At 70.0% G+C, this 24,620-nt stretch carries 25 protein-coding genes; 19 read left to right on the top strand and 6 right to left on the bottom strand.

Going from position 1 to position 24,620, the window contains the following annotated elements:
• The 10 genes from JCR33_RS14900 to JCR33_RS14855 all read left to right on the top strand — a co-directional run.
• Nucleotides 1–561 (top strand): ABC transporter ATP-binding protein (locus JCR33_RS14900; RefSeq protein WP_198882882.1); only part of this gene is annotated, 561 nt, incomplete at its 5' end.
• Nucleotides 558–1,526, top strand: coding sequence for an oligopeptide/dipeptide ABC transporter ATP-binding protein (locus JCR33_RS14895; protein ID WP_198882881.1), 969 nt, complete (start codon nucleotides 558–560; stop codon nucleotides 1,524–1,526). The genes JCR33_RS14900 and JCR33_RS14895, both read left to right, overlap by 4 nt.
• Nucleotides 1,523–2,527, top strand: coding sequence for a dipeptidase (locus JCR33_RS14890; protein WP_198882880.1), 1,005 nt, complete (start codon nucleotides 1,523–1,525; stop codon nucleotides 2,525–2,527). Before JCR33_RS14895 ends, JCR33_RS14890 begins: the two co-directional genes overlap by 4 nt.
• Before the next feature lie 375 nt (nucleotides 2,528–2,902).
• Nucleotides 2,903–5,251: a xanthine dehydrogenase family protein molybdopterin-binding subunit gene (locus JCR33_RS14885; RefSeq protein WP_198882879.1), complete on the top strand. Its 2,349-nt coding sequence runs from the start codon at nucleotides 2,903–2,905 to the stop codon at nucleotides 5,249–5,251.
• Complete coding sequence (locus JCR33_RS14880) at nucleotides 5,248–6,117, top strand: FAD binding domain-containing protein (RefSeq protein WP_198882878.1); 870 nt, start codon at nucleotides 5,248–5,250, stop codon at nucleotides 6,115–6,117. Before JCR33_RS14885 ends, JCR33_RS14880 begins: the two co-directional genes overlap by 4 nt.
• Nucleotides 6,110–6,616 carry a (2Fe-2S)-binding protein gene (locus JCR33_RS14875; protein ID WP_198882877.1) on the top strand — a complete coding sequence of 169 codons (507 nt, stop codon included), beginning with the start codon at nucleotides 6,110–6,112 and terminating at the stop codon, nucleotides 6,614–6,616. The genes JCR33_RS14880 and JCR33_RS14875 overlap by 8 nt, the downstream gene beginning before the upstream one ends.
• On the top strand, nucleotides 6,617–7,531 hold the full coding sequence (locus tag JCR33_RS14870; protein WP_198882876.1) for an ABC transporter substrate-binding protein: 915 nt from the start codon (nucleotides 6,617–6,619) through the stop codon (nucleotides 7,529–7,531).
• 37 nt (nucleotides 7,532–7,568) lie between these two features.
• On the top strand, nucleotides 7,569–8,342 hold the full coding sequence (locus JCR33_RS14865; RefSeq protein WP_198882875.1) for an ABC transporter permease: 774 nt from the start codon (nucleotides 7,569–7,571) through the stop codon (nucleotides 8,340–8,342).
• Nucleotides 8,343–8,387: 45 nt separating this feature from the next.
• A complete protein-coding gene (locus tag JCR33_RS14860; protein WP_198882874.1) occupies nucleotides 8,388–9,347 on the top strand; it encodes an ABC transporter substrate-binding protein in 960 nt (319 codons plus the stop codon).
• Nucleotides 9,348–9,367: 20 nt separating this feature from the next.
• Nucleotides 9,368–10,180 (top strand): ABC transporter ATP-binding protein, encoded by an 813-nt coding sequence (locus tag JCR33_RS14855; RefSeq protein WP_198882873.1) that lies wholly within the window; start codon nucleotides 9,368–9,370, stop codon nucleotides 10,178–10,180.
• 45 nt (nucleotides 10,181–10,225) lie between these two features.
• Here JCR33_RS14855 and JCR33_RS14850 read toward each other — a convergent pair whose 3' ends face one another.
• Nucleotides 10,226–10,915, bottom strand: coding sequence for a GntR family transcriptional regulator (locus JCR33_RS14850; RefSeq protein WP_198882872.1), 690 nt, complete (start codon nucleotides 10,913–10,915; stop codon nucleotides 10,226–10,228).
• 214 nt (nucleotides 10,916–11,129) lie between these two features.
• Between JCR33_RS14850 and JCR33_RS14845 the strand changes: the two genes are divergently transcribed.
• From JCR33_RS14845 to JCR33_RS14825, 5 genes are all read left to right on the top strand, one after another.
• Nucleotides 11,130–12,851, top strand: a complete 1,722-nt coding sequence (locus JCR33_RS14845; protein WP_198882871.1) for an FAD-dependent oxidoreductase — start codon at nucleotides 11,130–11,132, stop codon at nucleotides 12,849–12,851.
• Nucleotides 12,851–13,201 carry a 2Fe-2S iron-sulfur cluster-binding protein gene (locus tag JCR33_RS14840; RefSeq protein WP_198882870.1) on the top strand — a complete coding sequence of 117 codons (351 nt, stop codon included), beginning with the start codon at nucleotides 12,851–12,853 and terminating at the stop codon, nucleotides 13,199–13,201. Before JCR33_RS14845 ends, JCR33_RS14840 begins: the two co-directional genes overlap by 1 nt.
• 37 nt (nucleotides 13,202–13,238) lie before the next feature.
• Nucleotides 13,239–14,060: a creatininase family protein gene (locus JCR33_RS14835; protein WP_198882869.1), complete on the top strand. Its 822-nt coding sequence runs from the start codon at nucleotides 13,239–13,241 to the stop codon at nucleotides 14,058–14,060.
• A gap of 147 nt (nucleotides 14,061–14,207) precedes the next feature.
• Entirely contained in the window at nucleotides 14,208–15,125 is a 918-nt protein-coding gene (locus JCR33_RS14830; protein ID WP_198882868.1) for a shikimate dehydrogenase, read from the top strand.
• Nucleotides 15,126–15,272: 147 nt separating this feature from the next.
• Nucleotides 15,273–15,500, top strand: coding sequence for a hypothetical protein (locus tag JCR33_RS14825; RefSeq protein ID WP_198882867.1), 228 nt, complete (start codon nucleotides 15,273–15,275; stop codon nucleotides 15,498–15,500).
• An 84-nt stretch (nucleotides 15,501–15,584) separates the two neighbouring features.
• Here the strand turns inward: JCR33_RS14825 and JCR33_RS14820 are convergent, their stop codons facing one another.
• On the bottom strand, nucleotides 15,585–16,406 hold the full coding sequence (locus JCR33_RS14820; protein WP_198882866.1) for a sulfite exporter TauE/SafE family protein: 822 nt from the start codon (nucleotides 16,404–16,406) through the stop codon (nucleotides 15,585–15,587).
• A 369-nt stretch (nucleotides 16,407–16,775) separates the two neighbouring features.
• Here JCR33_RS14820 and JCR33_RS14815 point away from each other — a divergent pair, with 369 nt between their 5' ends.
• Nucleotides 16,776–17,510, top strand: a complete 735-nt coding sequence (locus JCR33_RS14815) for a DUF4396 domain-containing protein (protein WP_198882865.1) — start codon at nucleotides 16,776–16,778, stop codon at nucleotides 17,508–17,510.
• 27 nt (nucleotides 17,511–17,537) lie between these two features.
• On the opposite strand, the gene JCR33_RS14810 is transcribed toward JCR33_RS14815, so the two are convergent.
• Nucleotides 17,538–18,500, bottom strand: coding sequence for a D-2-hydroxyacid dehydrogenase (locus JCR33_RS14810; RefSeq protein ID WP_198882864.1), 963 nt, complete (start codon nucleotides 18,498–18,500; stop codon nucleotides 17,538–17,540).
• 252 nt (nucleotides 18,501–18,752) lie between these two features.
• Between JCR33_RS14810 and JCR33_RS14805 the strand changes: the two genes are divergently transcribed.
• Nucleotides 18,753–19,805 carry an ABC transporter substrate-binding protein gene (locus JCR33_RS14805; protein ID WP_198882863.1) on the top strand — a complete coding sequence of 351 codons (1,053 nt, stop codon included), beginning with the start codon at nucleotides 18,753–18,755 and terminating at the stop codon, nucleotides 19,803–19,805.
• Between the two features lie 56 nt (nucleotides 19,806–19,861).
• Here the strand turns inward: JCR33_RS14805 and JCR33_RS14800 are convergent, their stop codons facing one another.
• On the bottom strand, nucleotides 19,862–20,701 hold the full coding sequence (locus tag JCR33_RS14800; protein ID WP_232372577.1) for an ABC transporter permease: 840 nt from the start codon (nucleotides 20,699–20,701) through the stop codon (nucleotides 19,862–19,864).
• Nucleotides 20,698–21,522, bottom strand: coding sequence for an ABC transporter ATP-binding protein (locus JCR33_RS14795; protein ID WP_198882862.1), 825 nt, complete (start codon nucleotides 21,520–21,522; stop codon nucleotides 20,698–20,700). The genes JCR33_RS14800 and JCR33_RS14795 overlap by 4 nt, the downstream gene beginning before the upstream one ends.
• A gap of 405 nt (nucleotides 21,523–21,927) precedes the next feature.
• Here JCR33_RS14795 and JCR33_RS14790 point away from each other — a divergent pair, with 405 nt between their 5' ends.
• Nucleotides 21,928–23,400, top strand: coding sequence for a SulP family inorganic anion transporter (locus JCR33_RS14790; protein WP_198882899.1), 1,473 nt, complete (start codon nucleotides 21,928–21,930; stop codon nucleotides 23,398–23,400).
• Between the two features lie 10 nt (nucleotides 23,401–23,410).
• A complete protein-coding gene (locus JCR33_RS14785) occupies nucleotides 23,411–24,262 on the top strand; it encodes a universal stress protein (protein WP_198882861.1) in 852 nt (283 codons plus the stop codon).
• An 86-nt stretch (nucleotides 24,263–24,348) separates the two neighbouring features.
• On the opposite strand, the gene JCR33_RS14780 is transcribed toward JCR33_RS14785, so the two are convergent.
• Nucleotides 24,349–24,573 (bottom strand): hypothetical protein, encoded by a 225-nt coding sequence (locus tag JCR33_RS14780; RefSeq protein WP_198882860.1) that lies wholly within the window; start codon nucleotides 24,571–24,573, stop codon nucleotides 24,349–24,351.
• Between the last annotated feature and the right edge of the window lie 47 nt (nucleotides 24,574–24,620).

Raw genomic sequence — 24,620 nt, 5'->3', positions numbered from 1 at the left:
CCGCGCGCCGCCGACCGGCTCGGCCAGTATCCGCACGAGTTCTCCGGCGGTCAGCGCCAGCGCATCATGATCGCGATGGCGCTGATGGGGCGGCCGCGCCTCCTCATCGCCGACGAGCCGACGACGGCGCTCGACGTGACCATCCAGGCGCAGATCCTCGCCCTTCTCGGCGAATTGCAGGAGGATCTCGGCCTCGCCTTGATGCTGATCACCCACGATCTCGGCGTGGTCGCGGCAATCGCCGACCGCATTGCCGTGATGTACGCCGGCCGCGTGGTGGAGGACGGTCCCGCGGCGGCGATCTTCCGCCGGCCCGGCCACCCCTACACGCGCGGCCTCATCGGCGCGATCCCGGTGCCCGGGGTGACGCCGCGCGGCTCCGAGCTCGCCGCCATTCCGGGGCGGGTGCCGAGCCTCATCGGCGGCATCGCCGGGTGCGCCTTCCGCGACCGCTGCCCCGAGATGCGGCCCGCCTGCGCCGAGGACCCGGTTCCCCGCCACCGCGCCGCCGAGCGCATGGTCGAGTGCGTCGCCCCGCTCGCCGAGGAGCTGGCGGCGTGAGCGCCGTCGCGCTGCAGGGCGTCTCCCGCCGGTTCCGCGTGTCCGGCGGCCTCTTCGGCAAGGCGCGGACGCTCTACGCCGTGCGCGACCTGTCGCTTGAGGTGGCACGCGGGGAGACGCTGGGCCTCGTCGGCGAGTCCGGATGCGGCAAGTCGACGGTCGTCAAGATGATCCTCGGCCTCCTGAGGCCCGACGCCGGCACGATCTCCATCGACGGCCGCTCGCTCGCCGAGATCCCCCGCCGCGAGCTGGTGCGAACGGTCCAGCCGGTGTTTCAGGACCCCTACGCCTCGCTCAACCCCACCCGCACCATCCGGGCCCTGGTGGAGCAGCCGCTCAAGGTGCACGGCATCGCCGGCGACCGCGGCGCCAAGGTCGATGCGATGCTCGAGCAGGTGGGGCTGCCGCCACGCCTTGCCGACGCCTATCCGGGCGAGCTCTCCGGCGGCCAGCGCCAGCGCGTCGCCATCGCGCGGGCGCTGATCCTGGAGCCGCGGATCCTCATCTGCGACGAACCGACCTCCGCGCTCGACGTGTCGGTGCAGGCGCAGGTGCTGAACCTTCTGATGCGGCTGCGGCGGGAGATGGGGCTCACGATGGTGTTCGTGAGCCACAATCTCGCGGTGGTGGAGCACCTCGCCGACCGCGTGGTGGTGATGTATCTCGGCGAGGCTGTGGAGATCGCCGCCATCGACGCGCTGTTCGACACGCCGCGCCACCCCTATAGCCGGGCGCTGCTCTCCTCGACGCTGGCGCCGGACCCGAGCCGGGGACTGCCCCGCCCGCAGCTCGGCGCCACGGCGGCGGACGCCTTCGCCGACGCGGCCGGCTGCGCCTTCGCCCCGCGCTGCCCGATGGTGGAGGCGCGCTGCCGCGTCGATCCGCCGACGCTGCGCGCGGTGGGCGGCGCGATGGTGCGCTGCCATTTTGCCGAGCGTGTCGCCGCCGAAGGAGTCCCCGCATGAACGCCGCCGATCTCCATCGTGACGCCATCGTCATCGACGCGGCCTGCCCGCTGCCGATGGGCGACATGGACTATGCCGAGTGGTACCGCGAGGGCGGGGTGACGGCGTTCGCCCCCACCGTCGGCGGCTGGCGGCCGACGCACGAGGCGATCGCCCTGATCGCGGCCTGGCTCGACCGCATCGCGATGCGCGACGACCTCGTGCACGTCACCACCGCGGCGGACATCGAGCGGGCGAAGGCGGAGGGCAAGCTCGGCCTGATCTTTCACTTCCAGGGCACCGATCCGATCGGCGGCGACCTCAACATGGTGGCCTTCTTCAAGCGGCTCGGGGTGGGCGTGATGCAGCTCGCCTACAACGTGCGCAACCGCATCGGCGACGGGGCGCAGGAGCCGGAAGACGCGGGCCTCTCCACGTTCGGCCGCGCCTTCGTCGCCCGCTGCAACGCCCACCGGGTGATCATCGACTGCTCGCACACCGGCCGCCGCACCGGGCTCGAGGCGATGGCCCTGTCCACCCAGCCGGTGATCTTCTCCCACGCCAACCCCAAGGCGGTGTACCCCTCGGTGCGCAACATCGACGACGAGCAGATCCGCGCCGCGGCGGCGACGGGCGGCGTGGTGGGCGCGGTGGGGTTCCCGGGCTTCATCTCGGCCGCCGCGCGGCCGACGCTCGACGCCTTCATCGACCACATCGACCACCTGGTCGCCGTCGCGGGGATCGACCACGTCTCGCTCGGCCTCGACTATTATTGGGGCCAGCACCCGGTATCCGACGACAAGGCGGCCCTCGCCTCCTACGAGCGTCTCGTGGTCGCCGGGGCGTGGGACCGCGACGTCTATCCGCCGCCGCCGCACTACTATCCGGAGGGCATCGAGACGCCGCGGACGCTGCCGGCGCTCACCGCCGGCCTGCTGCGCCGGGGCTACGGCGAGGCCGACACGCGCAAGATTCTCGGCCTCAACCTGCTGCGCGTCTACCGCGAGGTGTGGGGCGCCTAAATCGTCGCGTCGGGGCGCCCGAGGGGCTCGTCGGTCTGATCCGGGCCGACGCCGCGCCGGATATTGGAGCGCACTCCATGCGCGCCGGCGACTACTTCATCGTCAATGCGACGCGAATTCGCTCAATCAGTCGGCAATTTCCGGTCCTGGAGCGGAAATAGTGGGCATCGATCGGCTTGTCTTTGACATGTCACAGAGGCCGTCGCAGCATATCATTAGACGAATGAGGATGTGCGGCCGGTCGCGATCTGCGAGGCCGAAGGAGGCGGACGCCTTGAAATCGAAACGCTTGCCATCCGCGCCGGGCTCCGAGGAGCCCTCGATGGTGACGCGATTCGGTCCCGTCGTTCGCGGCCTCTTCCCACGGGGCCGGGCATGACGCTCGCCGAACGTCCCGCCGGCGTCGGCATCAGCGTGCCGCGGCTCGAGGACGACGCCCTCGTGCGCGGCAAAGGCCGCTTTCTCGACGACATCACCCTGCCGGGCCTGCTCCATGCCGCCTTCCTGCGCAGTCCGGAGGCTCATGGTCATATACGATCCATCGATGTCGCGGAAGCCGAAGCGCTCCCCGGCGTTCACCGCGTGCTGCGCTACGAGGATCTTCGCCCGCTCCTGACGATGGACCGGATTCCCGTCGCGATGCCCTCGGGTGCCCTCAAGTTCGACGTCGATCCCTTCGTGCTCGCCCGCGACGAGGTGTGCCACGTGGGCGAGCCCATCGCCCTCATCCTCGCCGAGAGTCGGCATGTCGCCGAGGACGCGGCCGAGCTGATCATGGTCGACATCGACCCGCTGCCGGCGGTGGTCGATCCGCGCGACGGCCTCGCTCCGGACGCCCCCCAGGCCCGGCTCGACTGCCCCGACAATCTCGTCGCCCGCACCAGCGCCGCCTATGGCGACATCGACGCCGCCTTCGCCGATGCGCCGGTGCGCTTCGCCGAGCGCTTCCACCTCCACAAGGGCGGCGGCAACTCGATCGAGCCGCGCGGCGTGGTCGCCCGCTGGGACCCGATGGAGGAGCGGCTGACGGTGTGGAACAGCACCCAGATGCCGCACCGCGCCAAGCGTCTGCTCGTCACCACCTTGGGGCTGACGGAGCGGCAGGTGCGCGTGGTGCCACCCGACGTGGGCGGCGGCTTCGGGCCGAAGTTCGTGTTCCATCCCGAGGAGCTCGCCATCGCGGCGGCGGCGAAGCTCACTGGACTGCCGGTGAAGTGGGCGGAGGACCGCTACGAGAGTTTCATCGCGACGGTGCAGGAGCGCGACCAGTTCTGGTCCATGGAGGTGGCCGCCGACGCCGACGGACGCCTGCGCGGGCTGCGCGGCACCCTGGTGCACGACCACGGCGCCTATACCCCCTACGGCGTCGCGCTGCCCTACAACTCCGCGACCAACCTCCTCGGCCCCTATGTGCTGCCGGCCTATGCGCTCGACATCAGCCTGTGCCTCACCAACAAGGTGCCGACCACGCCGACGCGCGGCGCCGGCCGGCCGCAGGGCACCTTCATCATGGAGCGGATCCTCGACTTGATAGCCGAGCGGCTGGGTCTTGCTCGCGACGAGGTGCGGCGACGCAACCTGATCGCCGCGGAGCGGCTGCCGTTCCGCACCGGCCTCAAGACCCGGGACGGCGGCGAGATGACCTACGACAGCGGCGACTATGCCGAGTGTCAGCGCCGCGCCCTCGCCGCCGCCGACTGGAACGGCTTTCCGGAACGCCGGGCCGCCGCCCGCCGCGAGGGGCGCTTCCTCGGCATCGGCCTCGCCAACTACGTGGAGGGCACCGGTCGCGGCCCGTTCGAGAGCGCATCGGTGACCATCGGCCCGTCCGGCGAGGTGGTGGTCACGACCGGCGCCTGCGGGCAGGGGCAGGGCACCGTCACGATGCTCGCCCAGCTGACGGGCGCCGCCCTCGGTATCGCCCCGGCGAAGGTGCGGGTGATCGCCGGCGACACCGACGCGAGCCCCTTGGGTCTCGGCGCCTTCGCCAGCCGTCAGGCGGTGACGGCCGGCAGCGCCGTGCACCTCGCCGCCGGCAAGGTGCGCGACAAGATCCTCGCCGTCGCCTCCGACTGGCTGGAGGTCGCCGCGGAGGACCTGGAGCTCATCGACGGGCGGGTGTCTCTGCGCGGCGCCCCGGAGGTGGGGCGCAGCATCGCCGACATCGCCGCCGCCCTCTCCGGCAGCCCCGGCTTCTCGTTGCCGAAGGGCGCCGAGCCCGGCCTCTCCGCCGCGGCCGACTTTCAGCCCGACGCCATCACCTACTGCAACGGCACCCATGTGGCCGAGGCGGAGGTGGACCCGTTCACCGGTGTGGTGCGGCTGACGCGCTACGTGGTGGTCCACGACTGCGGCCGCCTCATCAATCCGCGGATGGTGGACGGCCAGATCATCGGCGGCGTGGTGCACGGCATCGGCAGCGCGCTCTACGAGTGGATGCGCTACGACGCCACCGGCCAGCCGCTCACCTGCACCTATTCCGACTACCTCCTCGCGACGGCGGACGTGGTGCCGCGCGTCGAGGTCCATCACATGGAATCGCCCACCCCGCTCAACCCGCTCGGCGTGAAGGGGGCGGGCGAGAGCGGCACCATCGCGGCGCCCGCGGTGGTGGCCTCGGCGGTGGAGGACGCGTTGCGGCCGCTGGGTGTCGCCATCCGCGATCTGCCGATGACGCCGGACCGGCTCGTCCGCCTGGCGCGCCAGGCGAGGGCCGCCGCATGAAGGCGGCGAACTTCGCCTACCACGCGCCGACGACGCGGCAGGAGCTGTTCGCCCTCCTCGCCGAGCTCGACGACGCCCGCATGATCGCCGGCGGCCAATCGCTGGTGCCGATGATGAACTTCCGCCTCGCGGCGCCGGAAAACCTCGTCGACCTCAACACCGTCGGCGGGCTCGACGGGATCGAGGTCGCCGGCGACCGTCTCGTCATCGGCGCGATGACCCGCCAGCGTGCCGCGGAGCGCTCGGCGACGGTGGCGCGAGTCTGCCCGCTCCTCGTCGAGACGCTCGGCCGCGTGGGCGTGCAGCAGATCCGCAACCGCGGCACGGTGGGCGGCAGCATCGCCCATTTCGACCCGACGGCGGAGCTGCCGGTCGCCGCCGTCGCGCTCGACGCCGAGGTCGTGCTCGAGAGCCTGCGCGGGGCGCGGCGCATGCCGGTCGCCGACTTCGGCAGCGACTACCTCACCACCGAGATCGAGCCCGACGAGGTGCTGACGGCCGTCGAGGTGCCGCTCTGGCCGGAAGGCCACGGCGCCGCCTTCGACGAGGTGACGCGGCGCGGCGACAGCTACGCCATCGTCTCCGTCGCCGCGCTGGTGCTGCTCGACGCGGCGGGGAGGGTGGCGCGCCTGTCGGTCGCGATCGGTGGGCTCACCCATGCGCCAGCCCGCCTCGCCGTCGACGCCATGGTGGGCGCCGCGCCGGAGGGCGAGGCCCTCGCCGCGCTCGCCGAGACGGCCCGCGCGCTGCCCGCCGACGGTGACGGGCTGATGGCGGCCGAAGACAAGCAGCATCTCGCGGCGACGCTGACCGAACGGGTCGTGCGGCGCGCCGGCGAACGGGCACGGAGGTCGACGGGTGGCTGACACCATCGAGATTTCGCTCACGGTGAACGGCCAACCCCGCACCGGCGTCGCGGAGCCGCGGCGCAATCTTGCCGACTTCCTGCGCCACACGCTGGGCCTCACCGGCACGCACGTGGGCTGCGAGCACGGGGTGTGCGGTGCCTGCACCGTGCTCGTCGACGGTGCCTCGGTGCGCTCGTGCCTGATGCTGGCGGTGCAGGCGCGCGGCCGCTCGGTGGAGACGGTGGAGGGCCTTGCCGCCGACGGCGCGCCGCTCCACCCGCTGCAGGCGGCGCTGTCGGAGCATCACGGCCTGCAGTGTGGCTACTGCACGCCGGGCGTATTGATGACGCTGTTGGAGTTACAGCGCGAGCTGTCCGGCCGGCCCGTCGACGAGGCGGAGGTGCGCCACGCCCTCGCCGGCAATCTCTGCCGCTGCACCGGCTATCAGGGAATGGTCGACGCCGCCCTCGCCGTGCTCAACGCCCCGGCGGGCGGCGCAACCCCGGAGACGCGCTAGATGAAGATCGCGGTCCCCGACCTCATCTCCAACTCCTACTTCCCGGCGCTCGCCGCAGTGGAGCTCGGCACCTTCCGCGAGGAGGGGATCGACATGGACGTCGAGGTCATCTTCCCGCCCGACCGGGCCTATCAGGCGCTGCGCGAGGGGGCGGTGGATCTCGTCGCCGCGAGCGCCCATGCGGCGCTCGGCGTGTTTCCCGGCTGGCAGGGAGTGCGCCTCCTCTGCGCCCAGTCGCGGCACATGTACTGGTTCCTCGTGCTGCGCCGCGACCTCGGGGCGGCGCGAGGCGATCTCGCCGCCCTGCGCGGGCTCAAGATCGGCGCGGCGCCGTGGGTGGAGATGGGGTTGCGCGGGCTCCTCGCCGCCGCCGGCATGCCGGCCGAGGCGAACGACATCACCATCGCCCCCGTGCCCAAGATGGAGGGCGTCGGCCCCAATTTCGGGCTGATGGCGCAGAAGGCGCTGGAGGCGGGCCTCATCGACGGCTTCTGGGCCAACGGCATGGCGGCCGAGCTCGCCGTGCGGCACGGGATCGGCGACGTGATCCTCGACGTACGCCGCGGCGACGGGCCTCCCGAGGCGCGCGGCCTCACCTTCGCGAGCATCGCCGCGTCCGAAGAGGGGCTGTCCCGCCATCCGGGCCTCGGCGAGGCGACGATGCGTGCCATCGCCAGGGCGCACCGGCTGCTGCGCGAGGATCCGGCGCGCGCCGAAGCCATCGGCCGCCGCCTGTTTCCGGCAGAGGAGGCCGGGCTCATCGCCACCCTCGTGACGCGCGACCTGCCCTTCTACGACACCGCGATCACGCCCGACGACGTCACGAGCCTCAACCGCTTCATGCGCACCATGGGCCATCTCGAGCGCGACGTTCCCTGGGACGAGGTCGTGCTCCCGCCGGGAGGCGCCCTGTGAGCGGCCTCCCTTCCGCCATCGCCGACGGATCGATCACATGACGACCAAGACCCCTTCGAAGACCGGCCGCCGGGTGCGCCTCTGGGTGGATCGCACCGCGCTGTTCGTGGCGGCGGTGCTCATCTGGCAGGGCCTGTCGGGCACGGTCATCAACACCTTCTGGATCTCGAGCCCGGTGCTCGTCGCCGAGCGGCTCTGGCAGCTCGCCGTCAGCGGCGCGCTGGTGTGGCATGCGAGCGCCACGGTGTGGCAGGCGCTGCTGGGGCTGCTGCTCGGCATGGTGGTGGGCGTCGTGGTTGGGCTCGCGCTGCACGTGCTGCCGCGCCTCGCCGAGGCGGCGGACCCCTACATCATGGGTCTCTACAGCCTGCCGCGCATCGCGCTGGCGCCGCTCTTCATCCTCTATTTCGGCATCGGGCTGTTGTCGAAGGTGATGATGGCCTTCTCCTTCGTGGTCTTCATCTTCCTCCTCAACACCATGCAGGGGCTGCGCGAGGTCGATCAGGATCAGATCGACATGATGCGCTCGATGCGCGCCTCGCGCCTCTACATCGCCCGCAAGCTGCAGCTGCCCTCGATGCTGCCGTGGCTGTTCTCGGCGGCGCGCATCAGCGTCGGCCTCGCCCTCATCGGCTCGGTGCTCGGCGAGCTGCTCGGCGCCAATCGCGGGCTCGGCTGGTACATCGAGCACGCCAGCGGCCGGCTCGACACCACCGGCCTCTTCGCCGGCCTCGCGGCGCTGATGGTCGTCGCCGTTCTTCTCAATCAGGTCGTCAACATTCTGGAACGGTGGGCGATGCCCGTCCGCTGACCCCGTTTCACCCGCTCCAACCACCCCGGCAACAAGGGAACTCACATGTCGGTCACAGCAACGCTTAGAACGTTTACCTGCGCCACACTGGTCCTCGCCGCTGCGGCCGCGCCGGCGCTCGGCCAGACAAAGATCAAAGCGGGCGTCGCCGCCTTCAGCGAGGCGCTCGCCCCGGTCTACGCCGCCGACAAGAAGGGCTACTTCGCCGATGCCGGCATCGAGGTGGAGATGCTCAACTTCAAGGGCGGCGGCGCCACCGTGCAGGCCCTCGTGGGCGGCAGCATCGAGGCGTGCCTGTGCGCCGCCGACCACGTGCTGCGCCTCTCCGCGCGCGGCATGCCGGCCCAGATTCTCGCCGGTTTCGACGAGCACCACTCCTACGCCCTGCTCGCCGACGGCGACGCGCCCTACGAGAGCCTCGAGGACCTCAAGGGCAAGCGCATCGCGATCACCTCGCCCGGCAGCCTCACTGACAACACGCTGCGCTACATGATCGGCCAGGCCGGGCTCGACCCCGACATGGACTTCACCATCATCGCCGGCGGCAACAGCCAGTCCCGCCGCGCCGCGATGCAGACCGACCAGGTCGACGCCGCGATGTTCATCAACAACGACGTCGTCGACCTGATGCAGACGCCGGGCGCCTACAAAATCGTGGAAGACTTCCGCGAGATGTCCTACCCGGCCTTCACGTGGATCGTGCTGAAGTCCTGGATCGAGGAGAACCCGGACACCGCGAAGGCCCTCGCCGGCGCGCTCGGCAAGGCGATCGCCGACCTCAAGGCCGACCCGGAGTTCGCCAAGGAGATCATCGCCGAGATGTACCCGAACTTCTCGCCGGAGCTCGTCGCGGCCATCGCCGAGAGCATGACGACGCGCATGCCGGAAGGCGGCATCGTCTCACAGGCCTCGTTCGACACGATCAACGACCTGTTGCCGACGATGGACACCTCGCTGAGCCCCGTGCCGCTCGACGAGGCGTTCGACCCGTCGCTGCTGCAGTAACCGAGCGAAGGAGGACGCGCATGGTGGATCACGCGACCGCAGCGGCGACGTCGCCGGCACCGGCTGCCCCTGTGCGGGCGAAGATGGTGCAGGCATCGAAGATCTACACCGATCCCGCCGGTGCCCCCAAGCGCGTCCTCGACCGCATCGATCTGTCGCTCGCCGAGCGGGAGTTCCTGTCGATCGTGGGCCCGTCGGGGTGCGGTAAGTCCACCGTGCTGCGCCTCCTGTCCGGCCTCACCCCCGTGTCGGAAGGGCGCGTGGTGGTCGGCGGCGAGGAGATCACCGGGCCGCCGAAGGGCGTCGGCTTCATGTTCCAGCGCGACACGCTGTTGCCGTGGGCGACCGTCTCGCAGAACATCTCGATCGCGCTGGAGTTAAACGGCACGCCGCCGGCGGAGCGGAAGGGGCGCATCGCGGAGCTGCTGCAGCTCCTCGGCCTGTCGCAGTTCGGCGACTATCTGCCCGCCCACATCTCGGGCGGCATGCGCCAGCGTGCCGCCCTCGGCCGGCTCCTCGCCTACGGGCCGGAGCTCTATCTCATGGACGAGCCCTTCGGTGCGCTCGACGCGATGACCAAGATGACGATGGGTCGCGAGCTCCTGCGCATCTGGAGCGGGCACGAGAAGTCGGTGGTGTTCGTCACCCACGACATCGAGGAGGCGGTCAGCCTGTCCGACCGCGTCATCGTGATGGAAGGGCCGCCCGGGCGCATCCGCAGCGAATACCACATCGATCTGCCGCGCCCGCGCGACCTGCGCGAGGTGCGCAAGATGCCGGAGTTCCGCGACTACTGCGACCGGATCTGGTCCGACATCGGCTACAGCGGCTAGGCGAGACCCATGCCGCGGTGCGTTCCTCCGAGACTGACCCCGCGCTCAGGCCGGCGCGATGTTGGCGCTCAGGATCGAGGTGCGGGTGAGGATGCCGTCGATCACCAGCGCGCGCACGCTCTCGATGTGCTCGGCGGTGATCCGGCGCGCCTCGTCCGGCGCCCCGCCGACCACCGCGTCGATCAGCGCGCTGTGCTCGGAGTTGAACTCGCTCGGCCGCTCGCGGATGACGAAGCCGAGGTGCAGCGGGCGGATCATCTCCTCCATGATCTGCTCCAGCGACGCGGCGAGGCGGGCATTGCCCGAGGCGCGGGCGATCTCCATGTGGAAGCGCCGGTTGGCGGCCATGAAGCGGGCCTCGCTCTCGACGTTGCCGGGCTCGTAGTTCTGCTCGCACTCGGCGTCGAGCTGGCGCAGCCGCGCCTCGTCGACCCGGCCGCAGGCCCGCTCCACGGCGGCCGGCTCCAGCAGCAGGCGCATGTCGAAGATGTCCTTCACCGACTGCAGCGTGATGGGGGTGATGACGTGGCCGCGGCGCGGGATGGCCATGACGTAGCCGTTCTCCACCAGGCGGGAGAGGGCGTGGCGGATGGGCGCCTTGCCGAGCCCGTAGCGCTGGCACAGGTGCGCCTCGCTGACCTCGGCGCCGGGCGAGAGATGGCACCAGACGATGTCGTGCTTCAGCCGCTCGAACGCCTGCTCACCCAGCCCCTTCTTGCGTCCGATCTCGTCCACCCAGCCCGCTCCGTTTTCGGCGCTCGCGATTCGCTGCCACGGTCCGCAGCGCCAATCTGCGCGAACCGGGGAACGGCAACAACCGTCGGATCGGAACACATCGGTGGACCCTACCGCAAGTCGAAACATTTCATTAGAAGTCTTTTGACATGTCACGACTCGAGACCTACAGTTTCCACACGAGCCGCCCACTCGTGCACGCGAGGTATGATCGATGCCGCACTTAGATGCTGATGTTCTGGTGATCGGCGCCGGCGCCGCCGGCATGTACGCGGCCATCGCCGCGGCCAACGCCGGGGCGGACGTGCTCCTCGTCGACAAGAGCATCGTCGGCCGGGGCGGAGCCACCATCATGGCGCAGATGACGGTGGCCGCCGCCCTCAACCAGGACGGCGACGACGGCTGGCTCAAGCACCATCGCGACACGCTGAAGGCCGGCCGCGGGCTCTGCAACGAGGAGCTGTCGGAGATCCTGTGCAAGGAGGCGCCCGACCGCATTCGCGAGCTCGACGCCTGGAAGGTCGGCTGGGCCCGCCGCGAGGACGGCAAGATCAACGGCGTGATGGCGCCGGGTCACTCGGTGCCGCGCTGCGTCTATGTGGACTTTCTGAACACCGGCCCCGCCGTCGCCCGCACCATGCGGGTGAAGGTGTCCCGCACCAAGGGCGTGCGGCGCGTGAGCGGCCTCTCGGTGCGTGAGATCGTGGTGCACGAGGGCCGTGCCATAGGCGCCGTCGCGGTCAACGTGGACGACGGACAGGTGGTGACCATCGCCGCCAAGGCCGTGGTGATGGCGGCCGGCGGTCTCACCAAGCTGTTCCGCCGCAACTCCGCCTCCGCCAACATGGGCGGCGACGCCTACGCCATCGCGCTGCGCGCCGGGGCGAGCCTCCTCGACATGGAGTTCCCGCAATTCTTCCCCATCGGCCACCTCGCCCCGCGCCTCGTGGGCATGGATCCGATCATGTGGGACCCGTTCCGCTACAAGCTCGGCGGTCGCCTTCTCAACGGCAACATGGACGAGTTCCTGGAGAACTACGGCTTCTCCGACGGCGGCAAATACACCGCCACCCGTGACGAGACCGCCTACGCCATCGTGCGCGAGAACGAGGCCGGCCGCGGCTCCCCCGCCGGCGGCGCCTATCTGAGCTTCACCCACGTGCCCGAGGCGGAGCTGCGCCGCGCCTTCGGCCCGGTGATCGACCTCCTCGCCGAGAACGGCATCGATCTCACCCAGAATGCGGTGGAGGTGGCGCCGATCGCCCACTACCACATGGGCGGCATCCGCGTGGACGGCGAGATGGCGACGGACGTGCCCGGCCTCTACGCCGCCGGCGAGGCGGTGGGTGGGGCGAACGGGGCGAACCGCCTCTCCGGCAACGCCATCCCCGAGGCCTTCGTGTTCGGCGAGCGGGCCGGCCGCTTCGCCGCCGCGATGGCCGCCGGGCGCGCGCTCGTGTGGGAGGAGGCCGCCGCCGCTCCGGCACTCGCGCTCATCGGCGAGATCGACGCCCGCGCCGAAGCCGGCGGCACCGGACCGACCGCCACCATCGGCGAGCTGTGGTTCGAGGTGCAGGAAATGATGTGGGAGAAGGTCGGGCTGATGCGCGACGAGGCGTCCCTGACGGCGGCGCTGGAGCGCCTGCGCGAGATCCGCACCAACGACCTCGCCACCGTGCCGCTCAGCCCCGGCCACGCCCACAACACCACGGTGGAGGACTGGTTCGACCTGCGCAACGCGGTGGAGGTGGCCGAGTGCATCGCGCTCGCCGCGCTCAACCGCCGCGAGAGCCGCGGTGCCCACCAGCGGCTCGACTACACCGCCACCGATCCCGAATTCGACCGCAACCAGGTGCTCCGCCTGTCGGGCACCGAGATCGTCGCCGACTGGGTGCCGGTGGTGCACACCGACACGTCCCTTGAGGAGGTCGCTTGATGAGCGCCACGGCCAAGCTCTCCGTCAAACGCGGAACCCCCGAGCACACCTACGACGAGGAGTTCGACATCCCCTACAGCGAAGGGATGTCGATCCTCGACGCGCTGATGTGGATCCACGCCCACGCCGATTCGACGCTGGCGGTGCGCTACAGCTGCATCAACGCCAACGCCTGCAAGGAATGCTCGGTGATGGTGAACGGCAAGGTGACCTACGCCTGCACCGCGCGCCTGTCGCGCGAGGGCGACCGGGTGGAGCCGCTGCCGACGAAGACGCTGGTGCGCGACCTCGTCACCGACACGCTGCCGGCCAAGGAAACGTTGGCGAGCGTGCTCGCCGGGAGCCGCTGAGTTCTGCCGGTGAGGCACAACCAAAAGGATATGATCGATGGCTGACAGCGTTTTCATTCACGAGCTGCGCTGGCCTGACATTGCCGCCTATCTGGAGACCGACGACGTGGCGCTCGTCCCGATCGGGGCGACCGAGCAACATGGGCCGCACACGCCGCTCCTCGTCGACACCGCCTGGGCGAGCGACGTGTCGGAGGCGGTCGCGAAGCGCGAGGGGGTGCTCGTCGCCCCGCCGCTTCACTATGGCTGGTCGCCGCATCATCTCGGCTACCCCGGCGGCATCACGCTGCGCCCCGAGACGCTGACGCAGGTGGCGATGGACGTCGCCGAGAGCCTGATCTCGCACGGCTTCCGCAAGATCGTGTTCGTGAACGGCAACCGCGTCGCCAACCTGCCGCCGCTGCAGATCGCGATGACCAAGATCCGCTTCAATCTCGGCGTCTTCTCCGCGATCATCGACACGCATCTGATCGCCCGGGCCGAGGTGTGCGCCGCCGCCGGCAACGCCCGCGATGCCTCCCATCACGCCGGCCTGGTGGAGACGGCGTTCATGATGCACGCCCACCCCGAGCTGGTGCGCGAGGAGAAGATCGTGGAGCTGCCCGAGCGTCCGCTCGGCGCGTTCGCCTCCACCTTCCCGATGGATCCGCCCTTCGACCAGAACATCGCCTTCGTTCAGGCGACGGCGGAGGAGTTCCGCGAGCGCACCGGCGGGCAGGGGACCTACTCCAACCCGGCGCCCGCCACCGCCGAGATCGGCAGGAAGGTGCTCGACGTGACCATCGAGCGGGCCGCCGAGTTCATCCGCCACGTGAAGTCGCTGAAGGTCGACTGCCCGCGCTGCCCGATCCCGGTCTGACCGGGATCGAACGGGGCGCGATCCGGTCGCGCCTCCCACCTCTCCGACACTCGCCCTCGCAGGGTGTGCCGATCGCGGCGGCCTGCTATCAACGCACGACCGGCCCGCGGGCCGGCACAGAAGCGGCGGGGGAGCGGCGGGGGCGGCATGGCGGGCGCTCTGGACGACGAGGAGGCGGCCGGACGCGCGCCGGCCGCTGGCAGCGGGTGCCGGCAGCGCTCGGTGCTGGTCGGGCTCTTGGGGCGCGGCATCCAGCGCTCGCGCACGCCGCACATGCACGAGGCCGAAGGCCGGCGCCACGGCCTCGCCTACGTCTACAAGCTCCTCGACACCGACCGGATGGGCGAGACGCCGCCCGACATCGGCAGCCTCGTCGCCTTCGCCCGCCACTTCGGCTTCCAGGGCCTCAACGTCACCTACCCCTTCAAGCAGGCGATCATGGCCCACCTCGATCGGCTGTCGGCCGACGCGCAGGCGGTCGGGGCGGTCAACACCGTCGTCTTCGCGGACGGGCGGGCGATCGGCCACAACACCGATCGATCGGGCTTCGCGGCGAGCTTCCGTCGCGACATCGCCGGCCGACCGCACCGCAACGTGCTGCAGCTCGGCGCCGGAGGGGCGGGGGCGGCCGTCGCCTCGGCGCTCCTTGGAAGCGGCGTCGAGACGCTGCGCCTTCACGATGTCGACGCGGGCCGCGCGATCGACCTCGCCGGCCGCCTGGCGGCAACGTCGGGGGCGGGGCGCGTATCGGTCGCCGAGAGTGTCGCCGCGGCGGCGGCGGAGGCCGACGGGCTCGTCAACGCCACCCCGGTCGGGATGGCCGCGTCGCCGGGCATCGCCATCGCGCCGGAGCTGATCCGCGCCGACATGTGGGTCGCCGACATCGTCTATCTGCCGCTCGAGACGGAGCTTCTGCGCTGCGCCCGGGCGAAGGGGTGCCTCACTCTCGCGGGGCGCGGCATGGCGATCCACCAGGCGGCGTTCGCCTTCGAGCTGTTCACCGGGATCGTGGCCGACATCGACGCGATGGGCCGCGACTTCGACGCACTGAACGACGGGGCGTGAGGCTCCGGCGCGTGCGACAGGCTTCGCTTGCGAGGGTCCTCGGATACCGACCCGTCGGCGCGTACTCGCGCCCCGTCGGGCGAGCCGCCCTCCGTCGCGACGCACCGACATTTAGCGCGCTCGCATCGCTTCTATCGCGAGGCGGCGATGGCCGCGGGCTTCGACGTGGTGGAGCAGGAGGTGCTGACCCACCACCTGCGCACCCACTACGCCCGGGTGCTCGAGGAGCTGACCGCGCGTGCCGACGAGCTGCGCAACCAGGGCGTCACGGCCGAGTACATCGACTCCATGAGCACCGGCCTCCGCCACTGGGTGAAGGCGGCGGACGCCGGCAACCTCGCCTTCGCGATCCACGTGTTCCGCAAGCCGAGCTGAGCGCTACCACGGCGGCGACATGAAGAAGGCGCGGGCCGGGCTCGCGCCTTCCGTCGTTTCGGCGGTGGGACGGCGGCGTGGCGCTCAGGAGAAAGCCGCCACGATGAAGCGGATCGACACCAGCGTCAGAAACAGGCCGAAGCTGATCTCCAGCGCCCGCCGCGGCAGCTGGTGGGCGAGCGCGGCGCCGATCGGGGCGGTGATCAGCGTCGCCGGCACGACCAGCGCGAAGCCGATGAGGGACACGTAGCCGATCGCGTCGGGCGGCAGGTTCGGCTGCCCCCATCCGGCGAGGACGTAGCCGATGGCGCCGGGGATCGAGATGATCACCCCCACCCCCGCCGAGGTGGCGACGGCGGTGTGGATCGGTCGCCCGTAGAGGGTGAGGATGAGGGTGGAGAGCGAGCCGCCGCCGACGCCCATCAGCGCCGAGAGGAGGCCGACCACGCTGCCCATGGCCGCCACGAAGGGGCGGGCCGGCATGGTGTCGGAGATCTTCCACGACTGGCGGCCGAAGAGAAGCTTCACCGACACGATCACGGCGACGATGATGAAGGCGATCTGGAACACCAGCGGCGGAGCGTAGCGCGCCACCCCCGCGCCGATGATGACGCCCGCCATCAACGGCACCGCCCAGATCTTCAAAACGTCGCGATCGACCGCGCCGCGCCGGGCGTGCGCCCGCGCCGAGCGGATCGAGGTGGGGATGATGACGGCGAGCGAGGTGCCGACGGCGAGCGGCATGCGCACCTCGTCGGCGACGCCGGTGAAGGTGAACGCCTCGAACAGCACCGGCACGGTGATCGCACCGCCACCCACGCCGAAGACGCCGGCGAGGATGCCGGTGACGGCGCCGGCGAGGAGCAGCGCCACGGCGAGCTCCAGGATCTGGGTCATATTATCCATCGGCCCGCTCCGTACTGGAGCCGGCCGGGGCGAGGACGGGGCGACCACGGCACGGATCTGCCGAGGCCTTGAGGGGGATGAGGTGCATGATGATCAGCTCGATGGGCAACCTTCTTCCCCCACACAGCCCTTCGAGGCAAGGCATGACCCCTCGCCAATTTGCTCGGCCGCCTGCCGCGTCTCACTCCCGCTGCCGCTCTTGCGTGCTACCCGTGCCGGCGGTCTTCAGCGGCGGCACGGGCCGGCGATCGGCGGAACACCCGCCGCTTCATAGCGTTGGCCAGATAGGGCGACGGCGCGCGTCGGCCCTCCGGCGCGCCGTTGCGCCCCGGCATGATCGACACTTCCGACGACGGTGATCCATCGACAATGATACCTTCCTGGCTGCACGTCCTCGCGATCCTCTCGCTCGCCGTGAGCGTCGGCTGCGCGGTGTGGATCGCGGTCGACGAAACCGGCCGACCGCAGCACATGTGGATCATGAACGTCGTCTGGCCGGCGACCGCTCTCTTCGGCGGCGTGCTCGCGCTCGCGGGCTACCTCGCCTACGGCCGGGGCGCCGCGAAGGGCGCCACGACGCCTGAGCCGGCGGGGCACGGCGCGCCTTCCGAGGCTTCCGAGACGCCGTTCGCGGTCAAGGTCGGCAAGGGCGTCACCCATTGCGGCAGCGGCTGCACGCTCGGCGACATCTTCGCCGAGTGGCTCGCCTTCCTCGTCCCGGGCGTCGCGGTCGCCTTCGGCTGGCACACGATCTTCGCCGACAAGATGTTCGCCGTATGGGTGCTCGACTACGTCGTCGCCTTCCTCATCGGCATCGCCTTCCAATATTTCACCATCGCGCCGATGCGCGGCCTGTTGGTGAAGGACGGCATCGTCGCGGCGGTGAAGGCCGACGCGCTGTCGCTCACCGCATGGCAGATCGGCATGTACGGCTTCATGGCCATCGCCCATTTCTGGATCTTCGGGCGTCTCCTCGGCGCCGAGCTCGCGGTGCCGACGCCGGAGTTCTGGTTCATGATGCAGATCGCCATGCTCTGCGGCTTTGTCACCGCCTATCCGGTGAACTGGTGGCTCATCCGCCGCGGCATCAAGGAAGCGATGTGAGGCGCCGCCCGGACGCTCGGCCTGGCACTAGCACACGACGTTGATCGGCGTTCCGCGGACGTAGCTCTCGATCATGTCGGTCACCTGGTCGGCGACGGCCTGCACCGCTTCCCGGCTCGCCCAGGCGACGTGCGGGGTGATGATCACGTCGTCCCGGGCGGCGATGCGGCGCATCACGTGGTTCTCGCCCGGCGGCTCGGTGGTGACGACGTCGAAGCCGGCACCGGCGATGGCGCCCGCTTCGAGCGCCCGCTCCAGCGCCTCCTCGTCAACGAGCCCGCCGCGGGCGGTGTTGATGATGAGCGGCTTCCGCTCCATCAGCGCGAACTCGCGGTCGGAGATCAGGTTGCGGGTCGCCGGCATCAGCGGGCAGTGGAGGGTGATGACGTCGGCGACCCGCATCACCTCGTCGAACGGGGTGTAGAGCGGCCCCATGCCGTCGACCCCCTTGTAGGCGCTGAACAGCACGCGCATGCCGAACGCCTCGCCGAGCTTGGCGACGCGCTTGCCGAGCGAGCCGTCGCCGATCACTCCGAGCGTCGCGCCGGAGAGGTCGGCGATGGGGTAGTCAAAGTAGCAGAACTGGCCGGCCTCCTCCCAGCGTCCGGCGATCACCGACGCGCGGTAGGGCACGATCGAGCGGCGCAGGGCGAGAAGCAGGGCGAAGGTGTGCTCGGGCACCGTGTTGACCGCATATTCGCGCACGTTCGACACGGTCACGCCATGGGCGCGGCAGGCGGCCTGGTCGATCTTGTCGTGGCCGGTGGCGGCGATGGCGATCAGCTTGAGCTTGGGGGCGGCGGCGATCTCGTCCGGTCCCATCGCGACCTTGTTCAGGACGACGATGTCGGCGTCCTGAATGCGCGCGGCCACCTCCTCCGGGGCGGTGCGCTCGTAGACCGTCATGGTGTGGGGAACGTCGGGCGGTCGAAACTCGATCTCGTCCGACAGCGTGCCCCCGTCGAGGACGACGATCGACAAGTTGCTCATGCGGTGCGTCTCCAGAAGCCGTGCGACGGCAGGTGCTCCCACCTTGCCGCCGATCCCGTCAAGATCAGCCGTGCCCTGCGGCGGCGGAAAGATCGCCCCCCACGGAGCCCCGGCGGGCTCAATGAGAAGGCTTGCATAGCGTGGAGGCTGTGGCAGCATATCGGCAAGGGGGCCGCTGGTCCCCTTTTTGCATCGTCGTGCGACCGTCGCCCGGCATCGTGTTCGGCGACCCGATACCAAGGAGACACCCTCGTGACCACACGCATCTTCCGCGCGGGGCTCACCGCCGCCCTGGTCCTCGCCTCGGCGATGGGCGCCCAGGCACAGGACAAGACCAAGGTGAACTTCGTGCTCGACTGGGCCTGGCAGGCCATGCACGGGCCGTTTCTGATCGCTCTCGACAAGGGCTACTACGCCGACGAGGGTCTCGACGTCACCATCGACCGAGGCTTCGGCTCGGGCGACACGATCGCCAAGGTCGCCGCCAAGGCCTACGACTTCGGCTTCGCCGAAGGCACCAGCCTGCTGAAGTTCAACACCGAGAACCCGGACGATCAGGTGATCTCGGTGCTGATCATCAACGACGAGTCGCCCACCGGCGTGATCTCCGTCCAGAAGAACGGCGTCACCACCCCGCAAGACCTCATGGGCAAGAAGATCTCGGCGACGCAGAACGCCGCGACCGTGCTCGTCTGGCCGGTGTTCGCCCAGCTCAACGGCCTCGACCCGGAGGGGATCGAATATCTCTTCGTGGAACCGAGCCTGCGGGACGCGATGGTGCTGCAGGGCCAGGCCGACGCCACCTTCGGCTTCGCCACCACCACCGTGCTCAACATGGTGCAGGCGGGCGTCGACCGCGACGACATCACCTACTTCACCCTCGCCCAGTACGGGCTGAAGCCCTATTCGTCGGGCATCATCGTGCGCGCCGACTACGCCAAGGAGAACCCGGAGGTGGTGAAGGGTTTCGTCGCCGCCACGGTGAAGGGCCTCGTCGACATGCTGGCCGACCCGGAAGAGGGCCTGAAGCTCCTCAAGGAGCGTGAGCCGCTGATCGACGAGAAGGTGGAGGCGGCCCGCTGGGAGCTCGCCGAGGAACTCTCGATCCTGACGCCGAGCGTGATCGATCTCGGCATCTCGGAGGTGCAGAAGGTGCGCTACGAGGAGGCCGCGATGCAGGTGGCCGAGTCGTTCGGCATCGATGTGCAGCCGAAGATGGAAAACTACTATGACCCGAGCTTCCTGCCGTCGCGGCAGGACCGGCAGGTGCCCGAGGCCGCCAAGGAGCGCGCCGCCGCCAAATAAGGCGCTTCCGACATGAGGCGCGTCGAAGTGAGGCGCGTCGGACGCCGGCGGGGGGGTCAGCCCCCGCCGGTGCCTTCGAGGCGGGCGGTCTGCGCCCGCGTCGCCCAGCCCGTGAAACGCGTCTCGACGGTGGCGAAGAGCGCGTAGATCGCGACCCCGAGTGCGGCCACCACGAACAGGCCGGCGAACACCAAAGGCACGTCGAAGCGGGAGCTCGCGTTGAGCATCAGGTAGCCGATGCCGGCGTTGGAGGCGATGGTTTCCGAGATCACGGAGCCGACGAGGGCGAGGGTGATCGCCACCTTCAGCGAGGCGAAGAAATAGGGCATCGAGCGCGGCAGCCCCACCTTCATCAGGATCTTGCGCTTGGAGGCGCCGAGCGAGCGCAGCACGTCTTCGAGCTCCGGCTCGACGGTGGCGAGACCCGCCGCGACGTTTACGACGATCGGGAAGAAGGCGAGCAGGAAGGCGGTGATCGCCGCCGGAATGGTGCCGATGCCGAACCAGATCACGAGCACCGGGACGATCGCCACCTTGGGCACCGAGTTGAAGGCGATGAGGATCGGATAGAGCGCCTTGTAGAGGAGGCGCGACGTTCCCACCGCGATGCCGATGACGAGCCCCGCCACCACGGCGAAGGCGAAGCCGATGAGGGTGGTGTAGAGGGTCTGCGCCGCATGGGTCGCGATGACGGCGTGCCACTTCACGAGGCTCGCGAAGATCATCGACGGCGTCGGCAGCACGAAGCGGGGCACGTCGAAGACGCGGCAGGCGATCTCCCAGACGATCAGCGTGACGATGGCGATGATCACCGGGGAGGCGTTTTCGAGCGCGGCGCGGCCGAAGCGGGAGCGGGTCTCCTCCTCGGTCGGCAGGTCGTCGATCATGTCGCTCATGCGGCGGCGCGCTCCCGGCTGATGTGGTCGCGGAGCTCGTGCACGATGTCCACGAACTCGGGCGCGAAGGTGTCCTCCAGGCTGCGCGGGCGCGCGAAGGGTACGTCGCGGGCGGCGACGATGCGGCCGGGCCGGGCGCTCATCACGTAGATGCGGTCGGCGAGATAGACCGCCTCGCGCAGATCGTGGGTCACGAGGACCACCGTGAAGCGCCGCTCCATCCACACCTTCTGCAGGACGCCCCACAGCTCCTCGCGGGTGAAGGCGTCGAGCGCGGCGAACGGCTCGTCGAGCATCAGGAGGTCGGGCTCGTGGATCAGCGAGCGGCAGAGGGAGGCGCGCTGCTGCATGCCGCCGGAGAGCTGCCAGGGGTTGCGGTTGCCGAAGCCGTCGAGGCCGACGGAGGCGAGCAGCGCCTCGGCGCGCCCCACGTACTCGGCCCGGTTGCGGCGCAGGCGGCTGGCGTGCGGCTCGACGATCTCGAGCGGCAGCATGATGTTGTCGAGGGTGGAGCGCCAGGGCAGGAGGGTCGGGTTCTGGAAGGCCATCCCGGCGATCTTGAGCGGTCCGGTTACCGTCGCCCCGTCCACCCGGATGGTGCCGCGGGTGGGCGGCATCAGCCCGGTGACGAGCTTCATCAGCGAGGACTTGCCGCAGCCCGACGGGCCGACCACGGCGGCGAAGCCGCCACGCGGCACGGCGATCGAGGCGTGGTGCAGGGCGACGGTGCGTGAGGTGCCGCGGCCGTAGACCAGCGAGACGTCGTCGATGTCGACGAAGGCGTCGGGCGGGGCGGGGTCGGCGGTCGGCGCGGGATCCATTCCGTCTCTTTCCGTGAGTTGCCTGTCGCAGAACGCAATCGCCGCGCCAACTGGCCGGCCCGCGCGAGACTGCCCCAACCCTGGCGCTCCGGTAAACCTGTGCGTGTCGCGGCCCGGGACCGCCGGTCGCGGCATCGAAAGGCGCGGCATTTGGACGACACCCTCTTCGGCTCGCGTCGCGGCAACGCTCCGATGCAGGCGCGGGGGCGGCGAGCCGGGCGAGGATCTGTTAAGCGGAACGGCGTTTGCACCACTCAAGACGTCGCCCGCGCCCGCGCGCGTCGCGTGGACCGGCCCTCCGGGTCGCTCCTGCCGCACGCCGGGCGGTCCTGCCGTTCATCCCGCCCCCCCGCCGTGTGAGGGGGCCGCCGCCCACCGGAGTTTCGCTTGACCCTCGACCTTCGCATTCTGAAAGAGCGATGGATCGGCAACGTCCGTGCCGACTTGCTGTCCGGCCTCGTCGTCGCGCTGGCGCTGATCCCCGAGGCCATCGCCTTCTCGATCATCGCCGGCGTCGACCCCAAGGTCGGCCTCTACGCGTCCTTTTCGATCGCCGTCATCACCGCCATCGTGGGCGGACGGCCGGGCATGATCTCGGCCGCCACCGCGGCGACCGCCGTGCTGATGGTCACGCTCGTGCGCGACCACGGGCTGCAATATCTCCTCGCCACCACCGTGCTCGCCGGCGTCTTCCAGATCGGCGCCGGCGTGCTGCGGCTCGGCCGGCTGATGCGCTTCGTCTCGCGCTCGGTGATGACGGGCTTCGTCAACGCCCTCGCGATCCTCATCTTCCTAGCGCAGCTGCCGGAGCTGACGGGAGTGCCCTGGCTCACCTACCCGATGGTCGCCTTGGGGCTCGCGATCATCTACCTCTTCCCGCGCCTCACCAAGGTGATCCCGTCGCCGCTCGTCTGCATCGTGGTCCTGAGTGCGATCACCATGGGGCTCGGGCTAGACCTGCGCACCGTCGCCGACATGGGCGAGCTTCCCGACGCGTTCCCCGCCTTCATGCTCCCCGACATCCCGCTGACCCTCGAGACTTTGCAGATCATCCTGCCCTATGCGGCGGCGATCGCCGTCGTCGGGCTTCTGGAGTCGCTGATGACGGCGCAGCTGGTCGACGATCTCACCGACACGCCGTCGAACAAGAACCGCGAGTGCATCGGCCAGGGGCTCGCCAACATCGGCACCGGCTTCATCGGCGGCATGGCCGGCTGCGCGATGATCGGCCAGTCGATGATCAACGTGAAGTCGGGTGGGCGGGGGCGCCTCTCCTGCTTCGCCGCGGGCATCTTCCTCCTCATCCTGGTGGTGCTCCTCGGCGACATCGTCGGTCGCATTCCGATGGCGGCGCTGGTGGCGATCATGATCATGGTCTCGGTCGGCACCTTCTCCTGGTCGTCGATCAAGGCGCTCCGGCACCACCCGCGCTCGTCCTCGGTGGTGATGGTCACCACGGTGATCGTCGTGGTGGCGACCCACAATCTCGCCATCGGCGTGCTCGTTGGGGTGCTGCTTTCCGGCATTTTCTTCGCCGGCAAGATCGCCCAGATCTTCAGCGTGCGCTCCGAGCTGTCGGACGACGGTCGGCGTCGCACCTACCATGTCGAGGGCCAGCTCTTCTTCGCGAGCGCCGACGCCTTCACCAGCGCCTTCGACTTCAAGGAAGCGCTGGAACATGTCGACATTGATGTCAGCAAGGCGCACATCTGGGATATATCGAGCGTCGGTGCGCTCGACGCCGTCGTGCTGAAGTTCCGGCGCGAAGGCGCCGAAGTGAGGGTGATCGGCATGAACGAAGCGAGCGAGACCATCGTCGACAAATTGGCAATTCACGACAAGCCGGGCGCGATGGACCAGCTGACGGCAGGCCACTGAGGAGAGCAGTATGAGTCGCATCATCGCGCTGATCGACGGGTCGGTTTATTCGGAAAGCGTGTGCGACCATGCCGCCTGGGCCGCACAACGGGTCGGGGTGGCCGTGGAGCTCGTCCACGTCCTCGGTCGTCGCGAGGTGGGAGTGGTGTCGGCCGACCTGTCCGGCTCCATCGGCCTCGGCGCGCGCACCCAGCTCCTGGAAGAGCTCGCCGAGCTCGACGGCCAGCGCGCCAAGCTCGCCCAGAAGCGCGGCCGGGCGATCCTCGACGCCGCGCACGAGCGGCTGGCGGCGACGGGCGTCACCGTGACGGAGCGCCTCAGGAACGGCGACCTCGTGGAGACGGTGCAGGAGCTCGAACCGGACGCGCGGCTCGTCATCATCGGCAAGCGCGGCGAGGCGGCGGACTTTGCCAAGCTCCACCTCGGCTCGAACCTCGAGCGCGTGGTGCGCGTGTGCAAGAAGCCCGTGCTCGTCGCCAACCGGGCGTTCCGCGAGCCGCGCAAATATCTGATCGCCTTCGACGGCGGCAACTCCTCGATGCGGGCGGTCGACATGGCCTCGCGCAGCCCGTTCTTCACCGGCCTCGAAGCCCACATCCTCACCGTGGGACCCGACACGGTGGAGAACCGGCGCAACATCGAGGGGGCCGTGGCGATGCTGTCGGCGAGCGGCGCGCCGGTGATCTCCGGCATCGAGGCCGGCCAGCCGGAGGAGCGCATCTCGGCCTACGTGGAGCGCGAAGGCATCGATCTGTTGGTGATGGGCGCCTACGGCCACAGCCGAATCCGCTCGCTGATCATCGGCTCGACCACCAGCGAGATGGTGCGCTCCTGCAAGGTGCCGGTGCTGATGTTCCGCTGAGCGCGGCGCCGAGCGGCCGCATTCGAGGGCCGATCAGCCGGCGAGGACTCCCCCGGCGCGGGCGCCGGGGGACCGATGTGACGTCGCTACTGGCAGACCCAGACCATGCGGCAGGTCTGCTGCGATCCGCAGACGAGCTCGCCGCTGTTGTTGGGCCAGCACGTCTGGCAGGACTGCACCTCCACCGGGTTGCAGCTGTTGCTGTAGTAGGCGGAGGCGGTGAGGGCGGCGAGCGAGGCCGCACCCACTCCGGCGATCACCCAGCCGACATTGGGCCGATACCAGTAGTCCCAGCCCCGTCCCGGCCGCATGCCCCAGCCGCCCGGCCAAGGCCGCGCCGGACGGAACGGCGGACGGG

It is taken from the genome of Acuticoccus mangrovi, from assembly GCF_016411865.1.
GTDB classification, from domain to species: domain Bacteria; phylum Pseudomonadota; class Alphaproteobacteria; order Rhizobiales; family Amorphaceae; genus Acuticoccus; species Acuticoccus mangrovi.
Note: the sequence above shows the minus strand (reverse complement) of the source record. Positions and strands in the feature narration are given on the sequence as shown.